Below are 19,311 nucleotides of genomic sequence, written 5' to 3' on the forward strand. Positions count from 1 at the left end.
ACCAGGGAACAGAACCCCGAACGGAGCGTCGCCGCAGTTGTTTAATCAAGGCTATTCAGCTGGTCAACTAAAAATTCACAGTTCCGTTGCCCTGATATTTGTAACGGAAACTATAATATCGCTGCTCATTGATCTTTACAGCATCCGATGCTGTAGACGAAGGAGTAGCACCGCCTTTGTAATAGTTCAATATTTCAACTTTTGCATATTTACCGGTTGCAGTTTTAATAACCAGTACACGGCCAGGGATCGGCGTAAGCAGGTTATTTACCGCATCATAATTATACCAACCCTTGCCGGAACCTTTTACAATTGCATAAGATGTGGGATGATTGTCAACTCTGAAAGTTGAATCAACAGGTACTGATGTCAATGCATCGAATGTACCGACATATACAAATGCGCCACCAACACCGGGTCCGCTTGTCTGGTTATTTACACGGATCGTTGTTCCTGCAAATGCAATATCCCACTTAGTGGTTGCTGAATCACTGTTATTAACCCACTGACCGGTTTCCAAACTGAAGAAAGAATATTTACCTGCACCATAAGGCTGGCCCTGTGACGTTAAACCAATGATGGTATCAGCCGGCAAATTTTTTACTGTTGTAATGTTTGCACTTGTGTTTATTGAAAATGCATTCGGGTCAGCCGGCGGAGCAGGCGTCTCGTCTTTATCGCACGAAGTAAAAACTACTGTTGCTAAAACTGCTGCTGCTAAAATTCTCTTTGTCATTTTTCTTCTTTTTTATGTTTGATAATTGTTATTTACTTTTTAAGAGTTTGAATTGGGCGCCGATATAAATATTTCTTCCCTGCAGGTTCGGCAGGTAGTTAATGTCCTGGTAATTGAAAACATTATCCATACCTGCATTGATGCGGATCCCATTTTTAAATTCTTTACCTGCTGAAATATTTATGATCAAAAATCCATCAGCGAATTCATCGTTGGTATTATAAACACCGTTACCATCGCTATTGGCAACAGCCCATTGGCTGCGGTAAATGAAACGGGTAGTAGCAAAAAAGTTTTTCTCGTTCTCATAAGTGAATTTGAGATTGGCCATATGCCTGCTACGATTAGGCAAACCGATATACTCATCTTTGCTAAGAATGCGACTCGTACCATCAGCATTACGTGTATATTCTTTTCCTGCTTTTACATTTTTCAGTTCATTTTTATCTGCAGAAAGAAGATATTGATAACCGGAACTGATCTTGATTGTTTTAGTCATTTGCCAGTTGATCTCCAGTTCAGCACCTTGAGTAAATCCATTTTTTACATTGATATAACTATACACCTGGCCGCCGTTTGATTTCGTGGCTACCTGTCTTGAATCGATCAGTTCTTCTATATCGTTGCGGAAGAGATTAAGATTGACAGAAAACTTATTGCTATAGAAATAAGTTCCACCAACATTGACACCGGTTGAAAATTCAGGTTTTAGCTCCTGGAGTTTATAAAAATCTTCCTTTATCTCTGCAATCAAACCCTGTGAATTCAGTTCATTGATTATTTTAACGGCATCAATCGTTCCCAATACAGAATACCCACCGGCAGCATTATTAGTAAAATTTAAATAGAGCTGACGAAAATCGGGAGCTTTAAATCCACGGCCGATACTTGCATTCAATGATACTTTTTTTCCAGCCTTGTATCGCACTGCTATTTTAGGACTGAATGCTGAAGCAAATAATTTATTATCATCATATCTTAATCCAGCTATAACTGTAAGTTTTTCGGTTGGCGACCAATCATATTGTGAAAACGCATACAGCACATTGTTTTCTTTGCGGCTGCTGAAATCATCATACCGGGTTGATTGCACCTGGTCTTCGATAAAACCAGCGCCGATCGTAAGAATAGAATTTTTAAAATTGAAATCCGTCTGGTTTTCTGCACGATAATAATTCTGGTGAAACTCATCCGTGTAACTGCTGTCAGGTGTTTCTTTAAACTTCAAATACTGTGAGCCGTTGTAAAATGTTCCGTATAGCCGCAGAGATGACTTTATTTTTTTATTGAACTGGTGAATGACAACCGGGTTAATATTTAAATCGCTGTTTGCTTCTCTTCCGTAAGAGTTAGTGATGGCTCCATTATTACTTACAGCAAATTCCTGTTTGATATGATCATAAGCATGACGAATGGAGAGATTGATCTTTGTTTTGTTGGCAATATCATAACTCAGCTGCAGTTGGTTGGTCAACCGGTATATCGGTTGCGGATACCTGTCTGATGAATAAGGCCGGTAGCTGAAAGCATCAGTGTAATTTATGTTACTGAAAAACTGTATACCTAAGCGATCGATCGTCGTACTTCCATTAAGACTGATGTCTGCATTCTTAAATGTATTAGTTCCAAATGGTGCAGCCCATCCTTTATCAGGGTTACCAAAACCATATCTAAGGCCTGCATTCAGTTGTTTTTTAAAACTACGGTCAGTGATAACATTAATAACGCCGGCTATTGCTTCCGATCCGTATAAACTTGATGAAGGTCCTTTTACAATTTCTACTTTTCTGATATTGCCAACGGTGAGACGGTTTAAATCCAAAACACCACCTGTCCTGCCTACCAGCGGTTCTCCGTCAATAAGGATTAAAGTATAATCAGGGTTCAATCCTTGCATTTGTACACCTGCACCAAAAGAACTGGTAATAAATAAACCGGGTTGCTCCTGCAAAATATCTTTCAACCGCGATGAACCCGCTTGCTGTATCGTTTTTTGATTAATGATACGGACCGGCACAGCCACATTGCCGAGTTTTCTTTCAGTTCTTGTAGCAGTTACTACTAATTCATCCATTTGAAGAGTATGCAACGAATCAAACTGTGCTGAAAGGTTCAGTGAGAGGAGAAGAAGTAAACTAATTGCAGTCGGTTTAAACATATTGTGAATTCGGCCGCAAGATTCTTCAGCAACTTTATTATTTTATCATGTATTTGTCATGAAATAGTGTTCAAAAATTCTTTGACAAAAAAATGACAGCTTTTCGTGTATCAATCAAGTGAGCATATGACTTGTGTCATAAAATAAAAAACCAAAGAGCTGGTGTAGTATTCAAAGGAACAAAAATTTTATTTTTAGAAAACATAAACAAAGAAAAGCAAGGGCAATCAACCATGCCATTACAATAATAACAATGGATTTTATTTTTTCCCGTCGGTCTCCCATCAGTCCTCAACTCTTTTTAAACGTATTTTGGTTACTGGTGATACAATAAGCGGAAACTTTTCTACAATAACATTTCCTGGATCAAGCCCAAAACCTCTTTCCTCTGAAAGACTGATCTCTTTCAGCCAGAAATGAAATTTCATAATTACACGTTCCCAAAAAGGCAGATCGTTATCCTGGCTTAAATATTTTTCCAGTACTACAAACTGAAAATCGCCGACAACATTATTTTTCCCGAGGCTTTCATAGCGGCTTGCTACATTCACTTCTTTATTCTTCACCAATTCTTCCACCACTCTACGAAACATCAGGTTGATCCGCGGCTGTACCCTGAAGCCTAACCTGAATTCAATACGGATAATTTCATTCGGGATAATATGCATAACCGCATATTCAGTTGTATACGGGTCGTCAACTGTATCCACATGTATGAACCAATAAATATCCGCCCGTTTCGGTTTTTTATTTAAAATGGAATAAATGATCTTATGCTCGACCTCTTTCGAATTATCTGCACTGGTGAGATAAACAAGATGTGTTGCATATTTAGCTACTGAACGGTCATTACTTAACTCTTGTATTTTCGGAATATAGGTATCGAACCGGACAAATTCAACATACCGGTTTTTGATCTTTCTTGCTTTGTACCAATCATACATAATAAAAAATAAGATCCCACCTATAATAAGCGTTACAAAGCCGCCATGCGGAAACTTATCCATATTGGCATATAAAAAAGCAGACTCAATAGTGAGATAAACTGTGAGGTATAAATAAATAAAAACAGATTTAACCCGATGCACAACGAGATAGTTGGCAAATAGCACTGAAGTAGCGATCATGGTGATGGTAATTGCCAAACCATATGCTGCTTCCATATTTGACGCTTTTTGAAAATAAAGTACAACGCCTATGCAACCAGCAAACAAAAGAACATTTGTTGCGGCTATATACAATTGCCCTTTTGCTTCTGTCGGATAATTGATCTTGAATTTTGGCCAGAGCGTTAAACGCATCGCCTCACTTACCAATGTAAACGACCCGGAAATAAGTGCCTGGCTGGCTATAATAGTTGCGGCTGTTGCAATAGCTATTCCGAAATAAAGGAACCAATGCGGCATTACTCCATAAAAGGGGTTAAAGCCGGTCTCGATCATATCAGCGCTGATTAATTTCCCCGAGTAATTTTTTAACAACCATGCTCCCTGGCCAAGGTAATTAAGGATGAGACAAGCTTTAACGAATATCCATGAGTAACGGATATTCTGTTTACCACAGTGTCCCAGATCTGAATACAACGCTTCTGCGCCGGTAGTACATAAGAACACCCCGCCTAAAACATAAAACCCCTGTGGATAGGTAATTAATAGTTTAATACCATGATAAGGATTAAACGCTTTTAACACAGTTAAATCTTTTACCAAAAAAACAATGCCCAAAACGGCAAGCATGGTAAACCATACTGTCATTACAGGCCCGAATGACCTACCAATAAATGTTGTTCCAAACTGCTGGACAAAGAATAACAATGAAAGTATCCCGATAACAATATAAATCACGGTCCATTGACTGATATCATGCAATGCAGGAACTTGCTTTAGTCCCTCTATTGCTGATGTTACAGAAATTGGTGGTGTAATCATTCCATCTGCAAGCAAAGCAGCACCGCCAAGCATAGCAGGAATGACCAGCCATTTTTTTCTTCGTCTTACCAAAGCAAACAAAGAAAAAATTCCACCCTCACCCCTGTTATCCGCCTGCAAAGTGAGAATAACATATTTTATTGTTGTCTGAAGGGTAAGTGTCCAGATTATTAATGACAAAACGCCAATAATTAATTCTTCGGTAATTGTTTTTCCGTTTATGGTTGCATTTAATACATAAAGAGGTGAAGTGCCGATATCTCCGTATATAATTCCTAATGCGATTAAAAGCCCGGCTCCTGTTACCCGATTGTGAGAGGACATTCGTGATAGTTAAATTTGGCAACAAAAATAGAATGGCGAATTGCTCTGAAACAGAATGCCAGGTAAATCTTTATAAAATCCTTATACTACGCATTATCAGGGCTGTTTACACTTACCGCCAAGCAAGTACATTTGCATTGATTACCGATTCATGAATAAATTTCTATTTAGAAAAATTGCACCCGGCAGACAATATCTTTATTGTGTTGTAATTATTTTGTTGGTATCAATGGGATGTTTCGGGTTATCTGGTTTAATTGGTTACAGGGTTGTGGCTTTACTGTTATTAGTTACCGTTTCATTGCTGGCCGTATTATTTGATATTTTACCTGTATTGCTTTCGGCTTTTTTAAGCGCTTTTATCTGGGATTTCTTTTTCATTCCTCCCCGGTTTGCATTACATGTAGATACAACCGAAGACACAATCCTGCTGATCATGTATTTTGTTATTGCCCTCATCAATGGTGTATTAACTTATAAAATACGACAAATAGAAAAAGCCTCAACGCTAAAAGAAGAAAAAGCCAACAGTGTTAAACTATACAATACGATCTTAAATTCTTTATCACATGAGTTACGTACACCTATTGCCGCTATAACCGGAGCTACTGATAATTTACAATCCAATGCAAACCTGACTGAAGAAAACAAAGAGCAACTCATTCTCGAAATTTCAAAAGCATCATTACGGTTAAATCAACAGGTAGAAAACCTGCTGAATATTTCACGTCTTGAATCTGGACATATTCAGCCAAAATCTGACTGGTGTGATATAACTGAATTAATTTACGATACTGTAAAAAGAGTGGAAGAAAGTAATCAGCACCGGAGTATTCATATCAGTATCAGTCCTTCTATTCCGTTGTGCAGTGTTGATAAAGGAATGCTTGAGCAGATCATTTATAACCTGCTGAATAATGCAGCGGTTCATACTGAACCGAAATGCAGGATTGATATCGCTGCTACCTGTCATGGCGATATGCTTGAAATAACTATTGAAGACAATGGCAAAGGATTTACTGACATAGATATTAAAGATGTGTTTCATAAATTTTCCCGAGTTAAAAATCCGATCAACCCGGGTTCCGGGCTTGGACTTTCAATTGTAAAGGGGTTTACTGAAGCATTAAACGGTACTGTTGAGTTGCAAAAACCTGTAAAAGGAGGATCAAGGTTTATCCTTGCTATACCTGTAAAAACTACTTTCCCAAAAATTGCGGTGTTATGAACAAGGCAGAAATATTAATTATTGATGATGAGCCGCAGATGAGAAAGCTGCTTGACATTACACTACAAACAAATGGGTTTCTTGTAAAGTCAGCAGCAACGGCAAAGGATGGGTTGATTATGGCTTCCAATCATCCACCTGAATTGATACTGCTTGACCTGGGTTTGCCTGATGAAAACGGCCATATCGTTTTGCAAAAATTACGACAGTGGTATACCAACCCGGTTATTATTTTATCTGTTCAGAAAAATGAAGAAGATATCATTAAAGCGTTGGATAATGGTGCCAATGATTATCTATCCAAACCTTTTCGTACAGGCGAATTATTAGCCAGGATACGATCGGCTTTGCGAAATTCAAATACAGAAGAAGGAGATTCCATACTTGACTTTAACGAACTTCAAATTGACTTAGCTGCAAGGACAGTAAAAAAAAACAATCAATTCTTAAAACTGACTTCGACGGAATATAATCTCCTAGCAATTTTTGCAAGAAACGAAGGCAAGGTTTTAACACATCAATATTTATTACGGGCTATCTGGGGGCCGGGCTATATCAACCAATCCCAGTATCTCCGGGTTTTTATAGCACAGATAAGAAAGAAAATTGAAGATGACCCGAACAGGCCTGAATACCTTTTAACCGAATCGGGTGTTGGCTATCGGTTCATGAGTAAAGGTTGATATTTAGCTGCATCTCAAATTTTTTCTTTATAAAATCTTTATGCCCGGCTATTTATCTTGATATGGCCTTTATAACTGTCAATTTACTTTTGTTGTATCAATAACAAAGGTGAAATGAAGTTTTTTACTCTTTATCAAATCGGAAAAACAAAACAATATTTAATAAGTACTGCATTTATTGTATTGGTAGCAGCTATCTGTTTTGTATTACATGCATACCTGGGTTATAAAGTGACTGCATTTGTCTTGCTGATCTCTGTTTCATTACTGGCAATAGTTTTTGATATTGCCCCTGTATTACTTGCAGCAACCCTCAGCGCATTAATATGGAATTTTTTCTTTATCCCTCCACGTTTCACTTTCAGCATTGGCACTACAGAAGATATCATTCTTTTTTTTACCTACTTCCTGATAGCACTGGTCAATGCAGTTCTTACGTATAAGATCCGGCAGCTGGAAAAAGAAGCCCGTAAAAAAGAAGAGAAGGCCAATACTATCAAACTCTACAATACATTGATCAGTTCTCTTTCTCATGAATTAAAAACACCGATCGCAACTATCATCGGGGCATCAGATAGTTTAATAAGTGATGAACAAACAATATCCGATAATGATAAAAAGAGACTGGCAATAGAAATTTCGGCTGCTTCATTCAGGCTGAACCAGCAGGTAAGCAACCTGCTGAATATGTCGAGACTTGAATCAGGTTTTCTGCAATTGAAAAAAGATTGGTGTGATGTGAATGAACTTGTGTATACGATAATAAACAGGTTGGAACCTGAATTCAAACATCACTCATGGACTGTTATGATCAAAGAGAACCTGCCGCTTTTCAAACTGGATTATGGAATAATGGAGCAGGTTATATACAACCTGGTTTACAATGCAATTCTCTACACACCGAAATATTGTGTGATAACAATAAAAGCAGATTGTGTACATGATAAACTGAAATTGATAGTTGCAGATAATGGCAATGGGTTTCCGGAGGATGAAAAGCATCTTGTATTTGATAAGTTTTATCGTTTAAAAAACACAAAAACGGGTGGCACAGGCTTAGGGCTTTCTATAGTAAAAGGATTTGTGGAAGCACATGGAGGAACAATACGATTGGAAAATGAAGCTGGCGGTGGCGCCAGGTTTGTCATCGAAATTCCTGCAGAGCTTTCTTATATCAACCAATTAAAAAATGAATAAGGCAGATATACTTATAATAGACGATGAAACGGCAATCCGTCGCATGCTGGAAATTACACTGCAATCAAACGATTATTCAGTGAAAGAAGCAGGCACTGCTAAAGAAGGATTAATAAGTGCGGCCAATATTCCGCCAGATTTAATTTTACTGGATATCGGGTTGCCGGATGATTCAGGTCACAATGTATTAAAAAAATTGCGGGAGTGGTATTCCAAACCCATCATTATACTTTCTGTACAAAGCAGCGAAGAAGATATTGTAAATGCACTGGACTATGGCGCTAATGATTATTTAGTAAAGCCTTTCAGAACTGGTGAACTACTTGCAAGGATCCGCACAGCGCTGAGAGCTTCTTCAAATGAAGCTTCAGAGCCTGTGTTTCATTTTAATGGATTGGAAGTCGATCTCTCCCTAAGAACTGTAAAGAAAAACGGGGAACTATTAAAGCTCACATCAACCGAATATTCGCTGTTGGCTTTATTTATAAAAAATGAAAGCCGTGTACTAACACATCATTTTTTACTGAAGGAGATATGGGGGTCTTCATTTATTAATGAATCACAATACCTGAGAGTGTATATCGCACAACTCAGAAAAAAAATAGAAACAAACCCAAACAGACCAGAATATCTTATCACCGAAGCCGGGGTAGGATATCGCTTTTCTGCAAAAGAATAAAATCAACTCACATATTAATTTATAACAGATGAAAACGAATGGGATCAATTCGAACAGGATAACTATTGCCTCGCTGTTGGTAGCATTGGGAATTATTTATGGAGATATCGGCACCAGCCCCCTTTACGTAATGAAAGCAATTGTTGGTGAAAGAACAATTGATGAAACACTGGTGTATGGTGGTGTATCCTGTGTTTTCTGGACATTGGTTTTACAAACAACAATAAAATATATCTGGCTTACGCTGAAAGCAGACAACCAGGGAGAGGGCGGGATTTTTTCTTTATATGCATTAGTAAAACGCTATGGAAAAAAATTAGCAATACCTACAATACTTGGAGCAACTACATTACTTGCTGATGGGATCATCACTCCTCCTATTTCAGTTGCTTCGGCAATAGAAGGATTGGAAATGGTTATACCAGGTTTACCGACAGTGCCGATTGTAATTGTAATTCTTTCGTTATTATTTTTCTTTCAGCGTTTCGGCACACAAAAAGTAGGAATTGCATTTGGCCCCATCATGGTCATCTGGTTTGCAATGCTCTTCATATTAGGCTTCATGCAAATCTTAGATCATCCTGGAATTTTAAAATCATTGAATCCTCATTATGCAGGTAGCCTGCTCACAAAATATCCGCATGGGTTCTGGTTGCTTGGGGCTGTATTTTTATGTACAACAGGAGCAGAAGCATTATACAGTGATCTTGGACATTGCGGAAGAAAAAATATTCGCATTTCATGGGTATTTGTAAAAATATGTTTAGTGACAAATTATCTCGGGCAGGCTGCCTGGCTTATGAACCAGGATGATAGTTTATTAAACGGCAGAAACCCATTTTATGAAATGATGCCACATTGGTTTTTAATCACAGGAATTCTAATAGCTACAGGTGCAACAATTATTGCATCACAAGCTCTCATCAGCGGCTCTTATACTTTGATAAGCGAAGCAATGAGCTTAAACTTCTGGCCGAGAGTAACAGTAAGACACCCTACAAATATGAAGGGTCAGATCTATATTCCCAGTGTAAATACAATTCTATGGGCTGGGTGTATCCTGATGATCTTATATTTCCAAAACTCAGCACATATGGAAGCGGCTTATGGATTTTCTATTACAATCGCAATGATGATGACCACAATACTGATGTCTTACTTCATGCTGTATAAATTAAAATGGAATAAATGGCTGGTTGCTGCTGTACTGTTCATTTTTGTTTCGGTTGAAATTTCATTCTTCATAGCTAATGTTGCTAAAATAAAAGAACGTTGGATGTTCCTGTTTTTTGAGTTTTTCATTTTTATGGTAATGTATATCTGGTACTATGCAAGAAAAATTAATAACCGGTTGGTTCGGTTTGTTGACCTGGGTAAATACACAACCCTGATAAAAGAATTAAGTGAAGACGATTATGTTCCAAAATTCTCAACGCATCTTATTTATCTCACAAAAGCGAATAACCGGCATAATGTAGAAGAGAAGATCATCAATTCAATTTTTTCCAAAAAACCGAAACGGGCTGATGTGTATTGGTTCCTGCACATACACCGCACCGATGAACCCTTTACAATGAACTATGAAGTATCGGAATTGATAGATGGTAAAGTGATAAAGGTGACTATCAATATCGGCTTTCGTATTCAGCCAAGAAGCGAAGTGTTCTTTAAAAAAATTGTACAGGACCTTGTAGCCAACAAAGAACTAAACCTCCACATAAGACCTGATGGTTCCACCAAATACAACGCAGAACCTGATTTTAAATTTGTGGTGATTGAAAAATTCTTGTCAGTAGAAAATGAATTTGTGCTTCGTGAAGGAATACTGCTCAATAGTTATTTCTTTTTAAAACAACTCGGGCAAAGCGATGAAAAAGCATTTGGTCTTGATAAAAGCGATGTAGAAGTGGAATACGTTCCTCTGGTTTACCAGGCTGTGCCTAAACCAGATTTAATAAGGAGTGAAAACGGAATTAGTAAAAGAGTTTAAATTCCCACTGATGAAAATCTTACTCTTGCTTGTCATTTTTATTTTGCCTGTTGTATTTGCCAAAGGACAGCAGGCTGATTCTACAAAGCAAAAAACAGTTACTGTGTCCGGCTTCGCAGATTTTTATTACAGTTATGATTTTAATAACCCAGCAAACAAACTGAGGCCAGATTATTTATACAATCATAAAAGACATAATCAGCCGGGTGTTAATCTTGCCTTGTTGAAAGCAGTATTTCAAAAAAAAAAATGGAAAGCAAATCTTGCATTGATGGCGGGTGATTATGCAAAATATAATTTGGCTGCTGAACCAAAATGGGCAAGGATAATTTATGAAGCAAATGTTAGCTATGCTTTTTCTGATAAAATTTCACTTGATGCCGGTGTACTTCCATCTCATATCGGTTTCGAGTCGGCCATCAGTAAAGACAACTGGACTTTGAGTCGCAGCCTGCTGGCAGAAGGCTCACCTTACTATGAAACGGGTGTAAGGCTGAATTATTTTCCCAATGAAAAATGGAGTTTTGCTTTGCTAGGCCTAAACGGCTGGCAGCACATTAAGGACAATAACTCAGACCTGGCAGCAGGCACATTAATCCAGTTCAATCCAAATGACAAATGGTTCTTTAATTCCAGTACTTTTTTAGGAAATGAAAAACCGGATTCAGTGGCAAAACAACTGCGCTTCTTTCATAATTTTTATACTATTTATAACCTGAGTAAAAAGGTTAGTGCATCTGTTTTTGTTGATCTCGGAATTGAAGAAAAACAAAATAGCAGCGGCACAAATAGTTGGATGGGTTTTGTTGGGCAACTCAAATGGAAGACATCCGATAAAATCTGCGCTGCATTACGCTATGAATATTATAAAGATCAATCTGGCGTTATCGTTACCCCGCCAACTGTAAATGGTTTAAGACTGAATGGCTATACTACATCACTTGACTGGAAAATTTGGAAAAATTTATTGTGGCGGAATGAAGTAAGAATATTTGATTCGCCAGATACTATTTTTTCTAAAGATAATATGCCAAAGAAGAATAATGTTTGCTTTCTAAGTTCGGTGGCTATTTGGTTTTAAAATTAATGATACAAATCTCATCTACTCCTCCGTTTCCACCGTCTGATCTGTTGAATCTTTCTTTTTTTTCCTTTTCATCTTGTTAAGCCAGATCATTGTTCCTGTTATAGGCAAACTGGTAGCAATTAAGCAAGCAAGAAAATAAAGTAGTTTGGTAAATGTTCCATATACATTACCAACATGAATTGCTTTTATGGAACCGGCTATTCTTTCATTAAAGGGTTTCTTTTTAAAAATATCAAGCTTTAATACTTTGCCACTATATTGATCTAAGGTAATTCTATCGCCGGCAGCGGGAGCAAAAAAACCAAGTTTTGTTTTTGTTATAATAACTGCAGCAGTGGGATCAGCAGGTAATGAAATTGTATAATTGCCTTCGTAAGCAAGTTCTTTATCTGCCTCCTTTATATAATCTGCAATGGATAATGTTTTAATAGTAAAAGTATCTTCCGGTAGTTTTGATTTGATTGGTTTTTCCTTTGGAGCATCCTTTGGTTTATAAGTGCCTAATGTTTTTTGCAATCCATTCCTATACCATTGAAAAGAAAATTGCGGTCCCGTTAATCCCATCAGCAATAAAAAAAATAAAGCATAAAAAGCAAGGGTATTATGCAGGTCATGATTTACTCTTTTCCAGCCTGCATTCCATTTTATTTTGAATCCTTGCTTCCAGTTTCTTATTTTTTTTGGGAACCAAAGGAAAAGCCCTGTAAAACAACCCAAAGTAAAAATGATAGTAGCCCATCCCGTGATCATACTTCCCAATTCCCTGTTGGTAATTCCTTTTATGATCGGCGTTTTTACTCTGTCCAGCAACAACCAGCGATGTAAACTGAACATCGTACTCATAAATTCTTTTGTACCATTTTTATCTTTTGATGAGCCGGTAATTTGGCCTGTATAAGGATTTACCATGTAGGTAGTAACTCCCCTATTCATACTGTCCCCATTCTTTTTTACTGTGAACTGGTATGTACGGGTGAGGCTCGCAGGTATTGCAATATTTGTAATTATGCCATCAACACTATCTGTTATGTTTTTTACTAATGAATCAACAGGAATGAGTTGCTGTCCGTTTACTTCAACTTTATATAAATGCAGTGCCCCCCCTTCTGTGAGTTCAGTATTAAATACATAAACGGTACCAGTAAAACAAACAGCAATAACAATTAATCCGCTGGTAAGCCCAAGCCAAAGATGAATATCGTTTATTAGTTTCCTGGTTTTCTGCCAGGCCGTTTTATTATTTGATTGCTTTGCCATGCTGGTGGTGGTTTGTGATCTCGTATTTAAAATAAAAGTTGCTTACAAAAATGAATTTGAGGTACAAAGAAACTGCTGGACTCACTCCAATGGATTACGGATGCGGAAAATCAGTTTACGGATTTGGAAAACAAATTCTACATTCACCGAAACATTTGTTCGTATGAAATATTTAATAGGCTTTGTACTTGCTCTTTCTATTTTCCCTGCTACAGCACAGGATAGCATAAGTATGCATTATAAGATCTATGACACAAGAACCAAACAAATAATTACAATTGACAAGATCGTGGCAGATATGGCAGATGCTGATGTTTTATTCTTTGGAGAAGAACACAATGATAGTGCGGGGCATTATCTCGAAAATAGGATCTTCAGAGCATTGCATGCCGCTTATGGTGGAAATCTTGCTTTAAGTATGGAAATGTTTGAAGCCGACGGGCAATTGGGATTGAATGAATATTTAGCAGGCAAAATAGATGAGGCTCGTTTTTCAAAAGATGTAAGACTATGGAGTAATTATAAAGACTACAGACCGATGATCGAATACTCCAAACAAAATCAGATCCCTGTGATAGCTGCTAATCCGCCACGCCGCTATGTAAGCATGGTGAGCCGTCGTGGTATGGCTTCATTAGATAGTTTATCAAAAGAAGCAAAAGCTTTTTTACCACCATTACCTTATGATACATTGACCGGCCGCTACCGCGAAAAATTTATTGAAATAATGAAAGCTGGACCGGGTGGTGATAATCCCAGGGTCTATCATAGCCAGAGCTTATGGGATGCTGGTATGAGCTATAATATTTATAAGTTTTTAAAAAAGAATAAACACACAAAAATATTTCATTGTGTCGGTGGTTTTCATACAGAAGAAAAACTGGGCACAGCAGCCCAGTTACTTATGAGAAATAAAAAATTGAAAATTCTGAACATTGCGAGTTTCAGCGATAAGTCATTCACAAATCCTGATTGGGAAAAAGAAAGCTACCGGGGTGATTATATTATACTCATCAACCCGGATTTGAAAAAGACATACTAATTATAGCCTCAGTTTCATTCCTCCATTCACCACAAACCCATCCAGCGGTGCATATATATCCCTGAACTGCGGATCACTGATGCTACCTGTATAAATGGTATCAAATCTTGTCTGTCTTGTATCAGTGAAATTTTCAAAATTGATATAGAGTGAAATCTTCTTCCAGAGTTTTTCCGCCATAAATCCTGCTATCCAGTAACTCTTACCTGTTGCCCCATCACTCAGTTGTTGCTCGCTGAAATAGTATGCTTCCAAACCAACCTTCCATTTTTCTTCTACTTCATAGAGCAACACATTATTTAATCGATGCCGGGATGTAAGAAAATTTTCCGTTTTTATACTTCCTTCATGCAGGTAAGCATTGGTATAAGTATAACCGATAAAAAGTTTGAAATCACCATAACCCAGCTTCACATTTGTTTCCATTCCTTTGCTGTCGAAATGCCCGTTTACATTGATGAACTGGTACAAGGATGAGGGCTGTAGCCTTAACACCAGCGGATCATGTATGCGGGTATAAAAAAAAAGATGATTGATGCTGAAGCTGATCTTATCATCAGCAAATCGTGTACGGTAATTAATATCCGCATTTACTCCATAGCTTTTTTCCAGTTTATTTATATTTTTATCGATCGGCATTACATTCATATACTGGAGCCTTTCGCTTTCTTCTGTAAAAATAGTTGGCGCCTTATAACCTAATCCTCCACCGATACGGGATGAGAGCTTGGGAGAGATCTTGAACAACATGGAAACCCTTGGCAATAATGCAAACCCATAATCCTTTACATAATCGCCCCGCAAACCTGATTCAAGAATAAATTTGTCATTCACCTTTAAATTATTCTGAACAAAAAATCCTGTAGTCAGTTGTTTATAATCCCTGGCGGAATAGCTGGACGTTAAAGGAAGCGACTCATCAAAATTATCTGTCACTACGTTGGCTCCTGCGATCCATTCCGCTTTTTCTCCGTGACTGGAATACGTAAACTCTGTAAAACTGGCTGTTTGCTCTCCATCAAATGAATATGACGGAGTAACTGACAGCAATCGCTTAAAATAGTTGATGCTGTTTTTAAATTTGATAGCGCTGTTTTTGCCGAATCTTTTTTCAAAAGAAAACTGGGTGCTTACCCGGTCTGAATTATTATCCTCTGTATAGCCGGATGTTTTATTTCCTTTTATGAATTCAATATCTCCGCCGGTACGTTTCTCTGTGGTCATATTTACTCCAAACTGTAGATCTGTTCTTTCATTGATAAACAAGAAGAGTTTTGGATTTACTGTATACCTTTCAAATTTCGGTATGGCAGTAAAGCCGGTTGTAGAAGGATCAAAGGCTTTATTACTGTTGCGTGACGCAAACAATGTGATTCCCGTCTTTTTAAATTTCTGTCCATAATATCCGCTTGTATTTATTCCGCCGGCACTTGTTGCATCAAGGTGAAATCTCAATTCTCTTTTTTCTCCCGGTGTTTTTGAAATAAGATTTACCAACCCTGCAATGGCCCCGCCGCCATATAACGTAGATGCAGATCCTTTGATAACTTCAAATTGTTTTAGATCCAACGGAGGTGTTTGCAATAAACCCAGGCCGCTGCTGAAACCACCATAGAGAGGAAGTCCATCTCTTAATATCTGGGTATATTTTCCATCTAATCCCTGTATACGGATAGAAGCATTCGCTGATAAAGCAGATGTTTGTTGTGTAGTAATACCTGTACTTTCATTCAATACCATTCGGATATCGCCGGGTTTCATGTTCGCTTTTTCATCCAGCTCTTCACCGGCTACAAACTCAACTCGGGTAGGTATATCACTGATCGTTCTTGAACTACGGGTAGATTGAATGACAATCTCTTCCTCCTCTTCATGTTCTGCTTTCATCTCAATTGTTATTACATCAGCTGTCATTGGAATCTCAACTTCTATTTCTTTTTGCTCATATCCAACTGAACTGATCTTTACAATATACCTTCCTTCCGCCAAGTTATTAATAATAGCAATACCGGCTGTATCAGCTATTGCAGATCTCTTTAATGATTCAATACTGACTGTAGCTCCTGCAAGCGGCTCGCCACTTTCACTGTTTATGATCCTTGTCTTCAATATATTTTGGGCAGCTGCAGTAAACCCTGATAAGAGAATAACTGCAACTATTACTAATCGTTGCATAGGTAAATGATTAAATAAAGAGAAAATTTATCTGATTAAAAAATCAGGCAATCTTCGGTGGCTGCCAGAAATCATAATGAATGTCTGGCACTATTGATTCTATATAACCGGTAAAAACTTTACCTTGAAATGAAGAAGTTGATTGAAAGTTGAATGGCTCGGCTGTAAAAACAAAACCACCACAGCCTTCACAGGTAAAAAAAGGAGAACAGTTACCACAATCATCATCACCCTGTTCATGATTATTGCTTTGTTCTATTTTATCTTCAGAACAATTATCAAAACTGCAGCAGGGCACCGCCGACAGCAGTATGATATAAAAGGCAAGTATATAGCCTAGAAATTTCATTAGCCACAAAACTATAAATTGGAAGCTGAATTATGAATACCGTTGCAGTAATTATTATCGCAACAACAGTTCACATGGTTTTAAACCTGTGTGTTTTTTAAACGCTGTAGAGAAGTGGGAAATAGAAGAATAACCCAGCAATGCTGAAACTTCTGTTACACTCAAGCCTTTTTCATACAATAAATATTTTGCATGTTCCATTCTTTGACTTTGATAAAAATCAAAGATGGTAGTGCCGAACATTTCTTTAAAACCTTTCTTCAGGTAACATTCGTTGATGGCCACTTTCCGGCTGAGCTCTTTGATCGTGATAGGCTCACCGATATGTTTTATAAGAATTTCTCTTGCGTTCACTATTTTATCTCTATCCGCTTCATTCGCCAGGAACTTACAACTGATTATGTCAATCTCCTTTTCACCCAACATACAATCGAGGCTGTAAAGCAATAGCATCTGTGTTTGTGCATTGATGAAAATATTTTCAAGACTGTCACTGTATGTATGATTCAATAAACCCTCCAAAACCAGTCTTGTTTTACTGCACAAAGGATGTACTTTGGAAAAAGAAGAAAGGTGCTTAAAAGTCAGAATATTTTCCGACAGCGTATCGTTTGTCTTACGAGGCTTTACAAACTGAGATAACTGACGCGGAGAAAACCGGAAACTCACAACATCTACACTGTCCACTTTTTCAACACAGTTTTTTGATGCACTAAACTGGCACATATCACACTCTGTATCTTTCTTCCGGCAATACACATTACCACTTACACAATAACGCAGCTCCAGGTAATTCTCTTTCTTCTCATTTTTTTCATAATGATAAACCAACATACCTGTATCATCAATATTCCATTGCGAATGCTTGCGGTATCTTTTAATGGTATACTGAACCGAACCTGGTATTTGCTGAACTTTTTCCTGCAGCAATTGCATATCGTTCTGCATCAGGTTTTGTCCGTAGGCCACATTCAATATATCTTGGGGATTATGCATCGAACAACAAATTTACGTCATCGCCACCACAAATTCGCTTGATGTATGTTAAGGGTTTGGGCAGTAGCCTTAAGTCGAAGATTTATTGGGCAACCGGCGGCAAAGCCTTGATTTGGCTGTCGTTGCGTCGCACTATTGTACTAAAACAATCCTATTCAGCATTCATCCGCACATTCGCAAATCCACAAATCCGCACATCATTCAAACTCATACCCAATATCTGAACGGTAAAACATTCCATCAAAGGAAATTTTATTCAGCGTCTTTACAGATTTAAGGGCGGCATATGATGTTTCGCTTCCAAAAGAAGTAACACAAAGTACACGGCCGCCATTAGTAAGCACTTTACCATTATTGGCCGTGGTGCCTGCATGAAAAACAAAACTTTCCCCTTTCGATGCTTCATCAAGCCCGTTGATCTCAATCCCTTTTTTATAATCACCGGGGTAACCACCGCTTGCTGCAACAACAGTACAAGCAGCACGGTCATCAACTTCAATTTTTATTTCATTTAATTTTTGCTCAGCAGCTGCCTGCAATAATTCAAGCAGATCATTTTTCAATCGTGGCATTACTACTTCAGTTTCGGGGTCACCCATCCGGCAGTTGTATTCTATCACATAAGGTTCATCATCTACTTTTATCAAACCAACAAAAATGAAACCGCGGTATTCCAATCCTTCTTTGTGTAAACCATTAACTGTTGGCTGCACAATTCTTTCGTCTACTTTTTTCATAAACGCAGCATCAGCAAAAGGCACCGGGCTGATGGCGCCCATACCACCTGTATTCAATCCGGTATCCCCTTCTCCTACTCTTTTATAATCCTTTGCTTCCGGCAAAGTGATATAATTTTTACCATCTGATAAAACAAAAACAGATAGCTCAATTCCTTTTAAAAATTCCTCTATAACAACTTTCTTACTTGCTTCACCAAATTTTGCCCGTTGGATCATCAAGTCAAATTCGGCTAATGCTTCAAATGCCGATTCGCAGATCACTACTCCTTTTCCTGCAGCCAGGCCGTCTGCTTTTAATACGATCGGTAGACTATGTTTCCGGATGTACTCAACACCTTCTTCATAATTATCCAGTGTAAATTCTCTGTAAGCAGCAGTTGGAATATTATGCCGCTGCATAAAATGTTTGGAGAATGCTTTGCTTCCTTCGAGTTGTGCACCGGCTTTTGTTGGACCAATGATGTCGAGATTTGAAAGTGCAGGCTCCGCTATTAAATAATCAGTGATACCTTTTACCAATGGCTCTTCCGGTCCTACCACCACCATATCAATCTTTTTTTCAATGCATGCTTTTTTTATCGCTTCAAAATCATTTACCCCAAATTGCAAATTGGTTCCGCATTGTGATGTACCTGCATTACCAGGTGCAATAAAAAGACTTGAACAAAGTTTGCTTTGAGAAATTTTTAAAGCCAGTGCATGTTCACGGCCACCTGAGCCAAGTAGTAATACATTCATCAGA

The 19,311-nt window shown here is 37.9% G+C and carries 15 protein-coding genes; 7 read left to right on the plus strand and 8 right to left on the minus strand.

From position 1 onward, the window contains the following. Positions 1-67 precede the first annotated feature (67 nt). The 3 genes from E6H07_02055 to E6H07_02065 all read right to left on the minus strand — a co-directional run bounded on the left by E6H07_02055 (position 68) and on the right by E6H07_02065 (position 5,146). On the minus strand, positions 68-736 hold the full coding sequence (locus E6H07_02055; GenBank protein ID TMI64720.1) for a hypothetical protein: 669 nt from the start codon (positions 734-736) through the stop codon (positions 68-70). A 28-nt stretch (positions 737-764) separates the two neighbouring features. Next, the gene (locus tag E6H07_02060; GenBank protein ID TMI64721.1) at positions 765-2,894 is read right to left on the minus strand and encodes a TonB-dependent receptor; all 2,130 of its coding nucleotides are present in this window, start codon (positions 2,892-2,894) and stop codon (positions 765-767) included. A gap of 284 nt (positions 2,895-3,178) precedes the next feature. After that, positions 3,179-5,146: a potassium transporter Kup gene (locus E6H07_02065; GenBank protein ID TMI64722.1), complete on the minus strand. Its 1,968-nt coding sequence runs from the start codon at positions 5,144-5,146 to the stop codon at positions 3,179-3,181. A gap of 151 nt (positions 5,147-5,297) precedes the next feature. Between E6H07_02065 and E6H07_02070 the strand changes: the two genes are divergently transcribed. The 6 genes from E6H07_02070 to E6H07_02095 all read left to right on the plus strand — a co-directional run bounded on the left by E6H07_02070 (position 5,298) and on the right by E6H07_02095 (position 12,004). After that, the gene (locus E6H07_02070; GenBank protein TMI64723.1) at positions 5,298-6,374 is read left to right on the plus strand and encodes a PAS domain-containing sensor histidine kinase; all 1,077 of its coding nucleotides are present in this window, start codon (positions 5,298-5,300) and stop codon (positions 6,372-6,374) included. Further along, positions 6,371-7,057 (plus strand): response regulator, encoded by a 687-nt coding sequence (locus tag E6H07_02075; protein ID TMI64724.1) that lies wholly within the window; start codon positions 6,371-6,373, stop codon positions 7,055-7,057. Before E6H07_02070 ends, E6H07_02075 begins: the two co-directional genes overlap by 4 nt. Positions 7,058-7,171: 114 nt before the next feature. Further along, positions 7,172-8,254: a DUF4118 domain-containing protein gene (locus E6H07_02080; GenBank protein TMI64725.1), complete on the plus strand. Its 1,083-nt coding sequence runs from the start codon at positions 7,172-7,174 to the stop codon at positions 8,252-8,254. Beyond that, on the plus strand, positions 8,247-8,933 hold the full coding sequence (locus tag E6H07_02085; GenBank protein ID TMI64726.1) for a response regulator: 687 nt from the start codon (positions 8,247-8,249) through the stop codon (positions 8,931-8,933). Before E6H07_02080 ends, E6H07_02085 begins: the two co-directional genes overlap by 8 nt. Before the next feature lie 28 nt (positions 8,934-8,961). Continuing rightward, positions 8,962-10,923 (plus strand): potassium transporter Kup, encoded by a 1,962-nt coding sequence (locus tag E6H07_02090; protein ID TMI64727.1) that lies wholly within the window; start codon positions 8,962-8,964, stop codon positions 10,921-10,923. A gap of 10 nt (positions 10,924-10,933) precedes the next feature. Then, a complete protein-coding gene (locus tag E6H07_02095) occupies positions 10,934-12,004 on the plus strand; it encodes a porin (GenBank protein ID TMI64728.1) in 1,071 nt (356 codons plus the stop codon). A gap of 21 nt (positions 12,005-12,025) precedes the next feature. Here the strand turns inward: E6H07_02095 and E6H07_02100 are convergent, their stop codons facing one another. Then, a complete protein-coding gene (locus tag E6H07_02100; GenBank protein TMI64729.1) occupies positions 12,026-13,267 on the minus strand; it encodes a PepSY domain-containing protein in 1,242 nt (413 codons plus the stop codon). Between E6H07_02100 and E6H07_02105 the strand changes: the two genes are divergently transcribed. Then, positions 13,266-14,309: a hypothetical protein gene (locus E6H07_02105; GenBank protein ID TMI64730.1), complete on the plus strand. Its 1,044-nt coding sequence runs from the start codon at positions 13,266-13,268 to the stop codon at positions 14,307-14,309. The genes E6H07_02100 and E6H07_02105 overlap by 2 nt on opposite strands. Here E6H07_02105 and E6H07_02110 read toward each other — a convergent pair whose 3' ends face one another. The 4 genes from E6H07_02110 to purD form a co-directional block, all read right to left on the minus strand. Beyond that, positions 14,310-16,484, minus strand: a complete 2,175-nt coding sequence (locus E6H07_02110) for a TonB-dependent receptor (protein TMI64731.1) — start codon at positions 16,482-16,484, stop codon at positions 14,310-14,312. It lies immediately after the preceding gene. A 43-nt stretch (positions 16,485-16,527) separates the two neighbouring features. Then, the gene (locus tag E6H07_02115) at positions 16,528-16,833 is read right to left on the minus strand and encodes a hypothetical protein (protein ID TMI64732.1); all 306 of its coding nucleotides are present in this window, start codon (positions 16,831-16,833) and stop codon (positions 16,528-16,530) included. Positions 16,834-16,887: 54 nt separating this feature from the next. Continuing rightward, complete coding sequence (locus E6H07_02120; GenBank protein ID TMI64733.1) at positions 16,888-17,829, minus strand: helix-turn-helix domain-containing protein; 942 nt, start codon at positions 17,827-17,829, stop codon at positions 16,888-16,890. 197 nt (positions 17,830-18,026) lie between these two features. Further along, entirely contained in the window at positions 18,027-19,307 is a 1,281-nt protein-coding gene (purD, locus tag E6H07_02125; GenBank protein ID TMI64734.1) for a phosphoribosylamine--glycine ligase, read from the minus strand. Between the last annotated feature and the right edge of the window lie 4 nt (positions 19,308-19,311).

Source organism: Bacteroidota bacterium (genome assembly GCA_005882315.1).
Classification (GTDB): Bacteria; Bacteroidota; Bacteroidia; order Chitinophagales; family Chitinophagaceae; genus VBAR01.

Excerpts from the sequence above, each read along its gene's own strand:
- E6H07_02055 (TMI64720.1), bottom strand. The coding sequence starts at position 736 with ATGACAAAGAGAATTTTAGCAGCAGCAGTTTTAGCAACAGTAGTTTTT.
- E6H07_02060 (TMI64721.1), bottom strand. The coding sequence starts at position 2,894 with ATGTTTAAACCGACTGCAATTAGTTTACTTCTTCTCCTCTCACTGAAC.
- E6H07_02065 (TMI64722.1), bottom strand. The coding sequence starts at position 5,146 with ATGTCCTCTCACAATCGGGTAACAGGAGCCGGGCTTTTAATCGCATTA.
- E6H07_02070 (TMI64723.1), top strand. The coding sequence starts at position 5,298 with ATGAATAAATTTCTATTTAGAAAAATTGCACCCGGCAGACAATATCTT.
- E6H07_02075 (TMI64724.1), top strand. The coding sequence starts at position 6,371 with ATGAACAAGGCAGAAATATTAATTATTGATGATGAGCCGCAGATGAGA.
- E6H07_02080 (TMI64725.1), top strand. The coding sequence starts at position 7,172 with ATGAAGTTTTTTACTCTTTATCAAATCGGAAAAACAAAACAATATTTA.
- E6H07_02085 (TMI64726.1), top strand. The coding sequence starts at position 8,247 with ATGAATAAGGCAGATATACTTATAATAGACGATGAAACGGCAATCCGT.
- E6H07_02090 (TMI64727.1), top strand. The coding sequence starts at position 8,962 with ATGAAAACGAATGGGATCAATTCGAACAGGATAACTATTGCCTCGCTG.
- E6H07_02095 (TMI64728.1), top strand. The coding sequence starts at position 10,934 with ATGAAAATCTTACTCTTGCTTGTCATTTTTATTTTGCCTGTTGTATTT.
- E6H07_02105 (TMI64730.1), top strand. The coding sequence starts at position 13,266 with ATGCTGGTGGTGGTTTGTGATCTCGTATTTAAAATAAAAGTTGCTTAC.
- E6H07_02100 (TMI64729.1), bottom strand. The coding sequence starts at position 13,267 with ATGGCAAAGCAATCAAATAATAAAACGGCCTGGCAGAAAACCAGGAAA.
- E6H07_02110 (TMI64731.1), bottom strand. The coding sequence starts at position 16,484 with ATGCAACGATTAGTAATAGTTGCAGTTATTCTCTTATCAGGGTTTACT.
- E6H07_02115 (TMI64732.1), bottom strand. The coding sequence starts at position 16,833 with ATGAAATTTCTAGGCTATATACTTGCCTTTTATATCATACTGCTGTCG.
- E6H07_02120 (TMI64733.1), bottom strand. The coding sequence starts at position 17,829 with ATGCATAATCCCCAAGATATATTGAATGTGGCCTACGGACAAAACCTG.
- purD (TMI64734.1), bottom strand. The coding sequence starts at position 19,307 with ATGAATGTATTACTACTTGGCTCAGGTGGCCGTGAACATGCACTGGCT.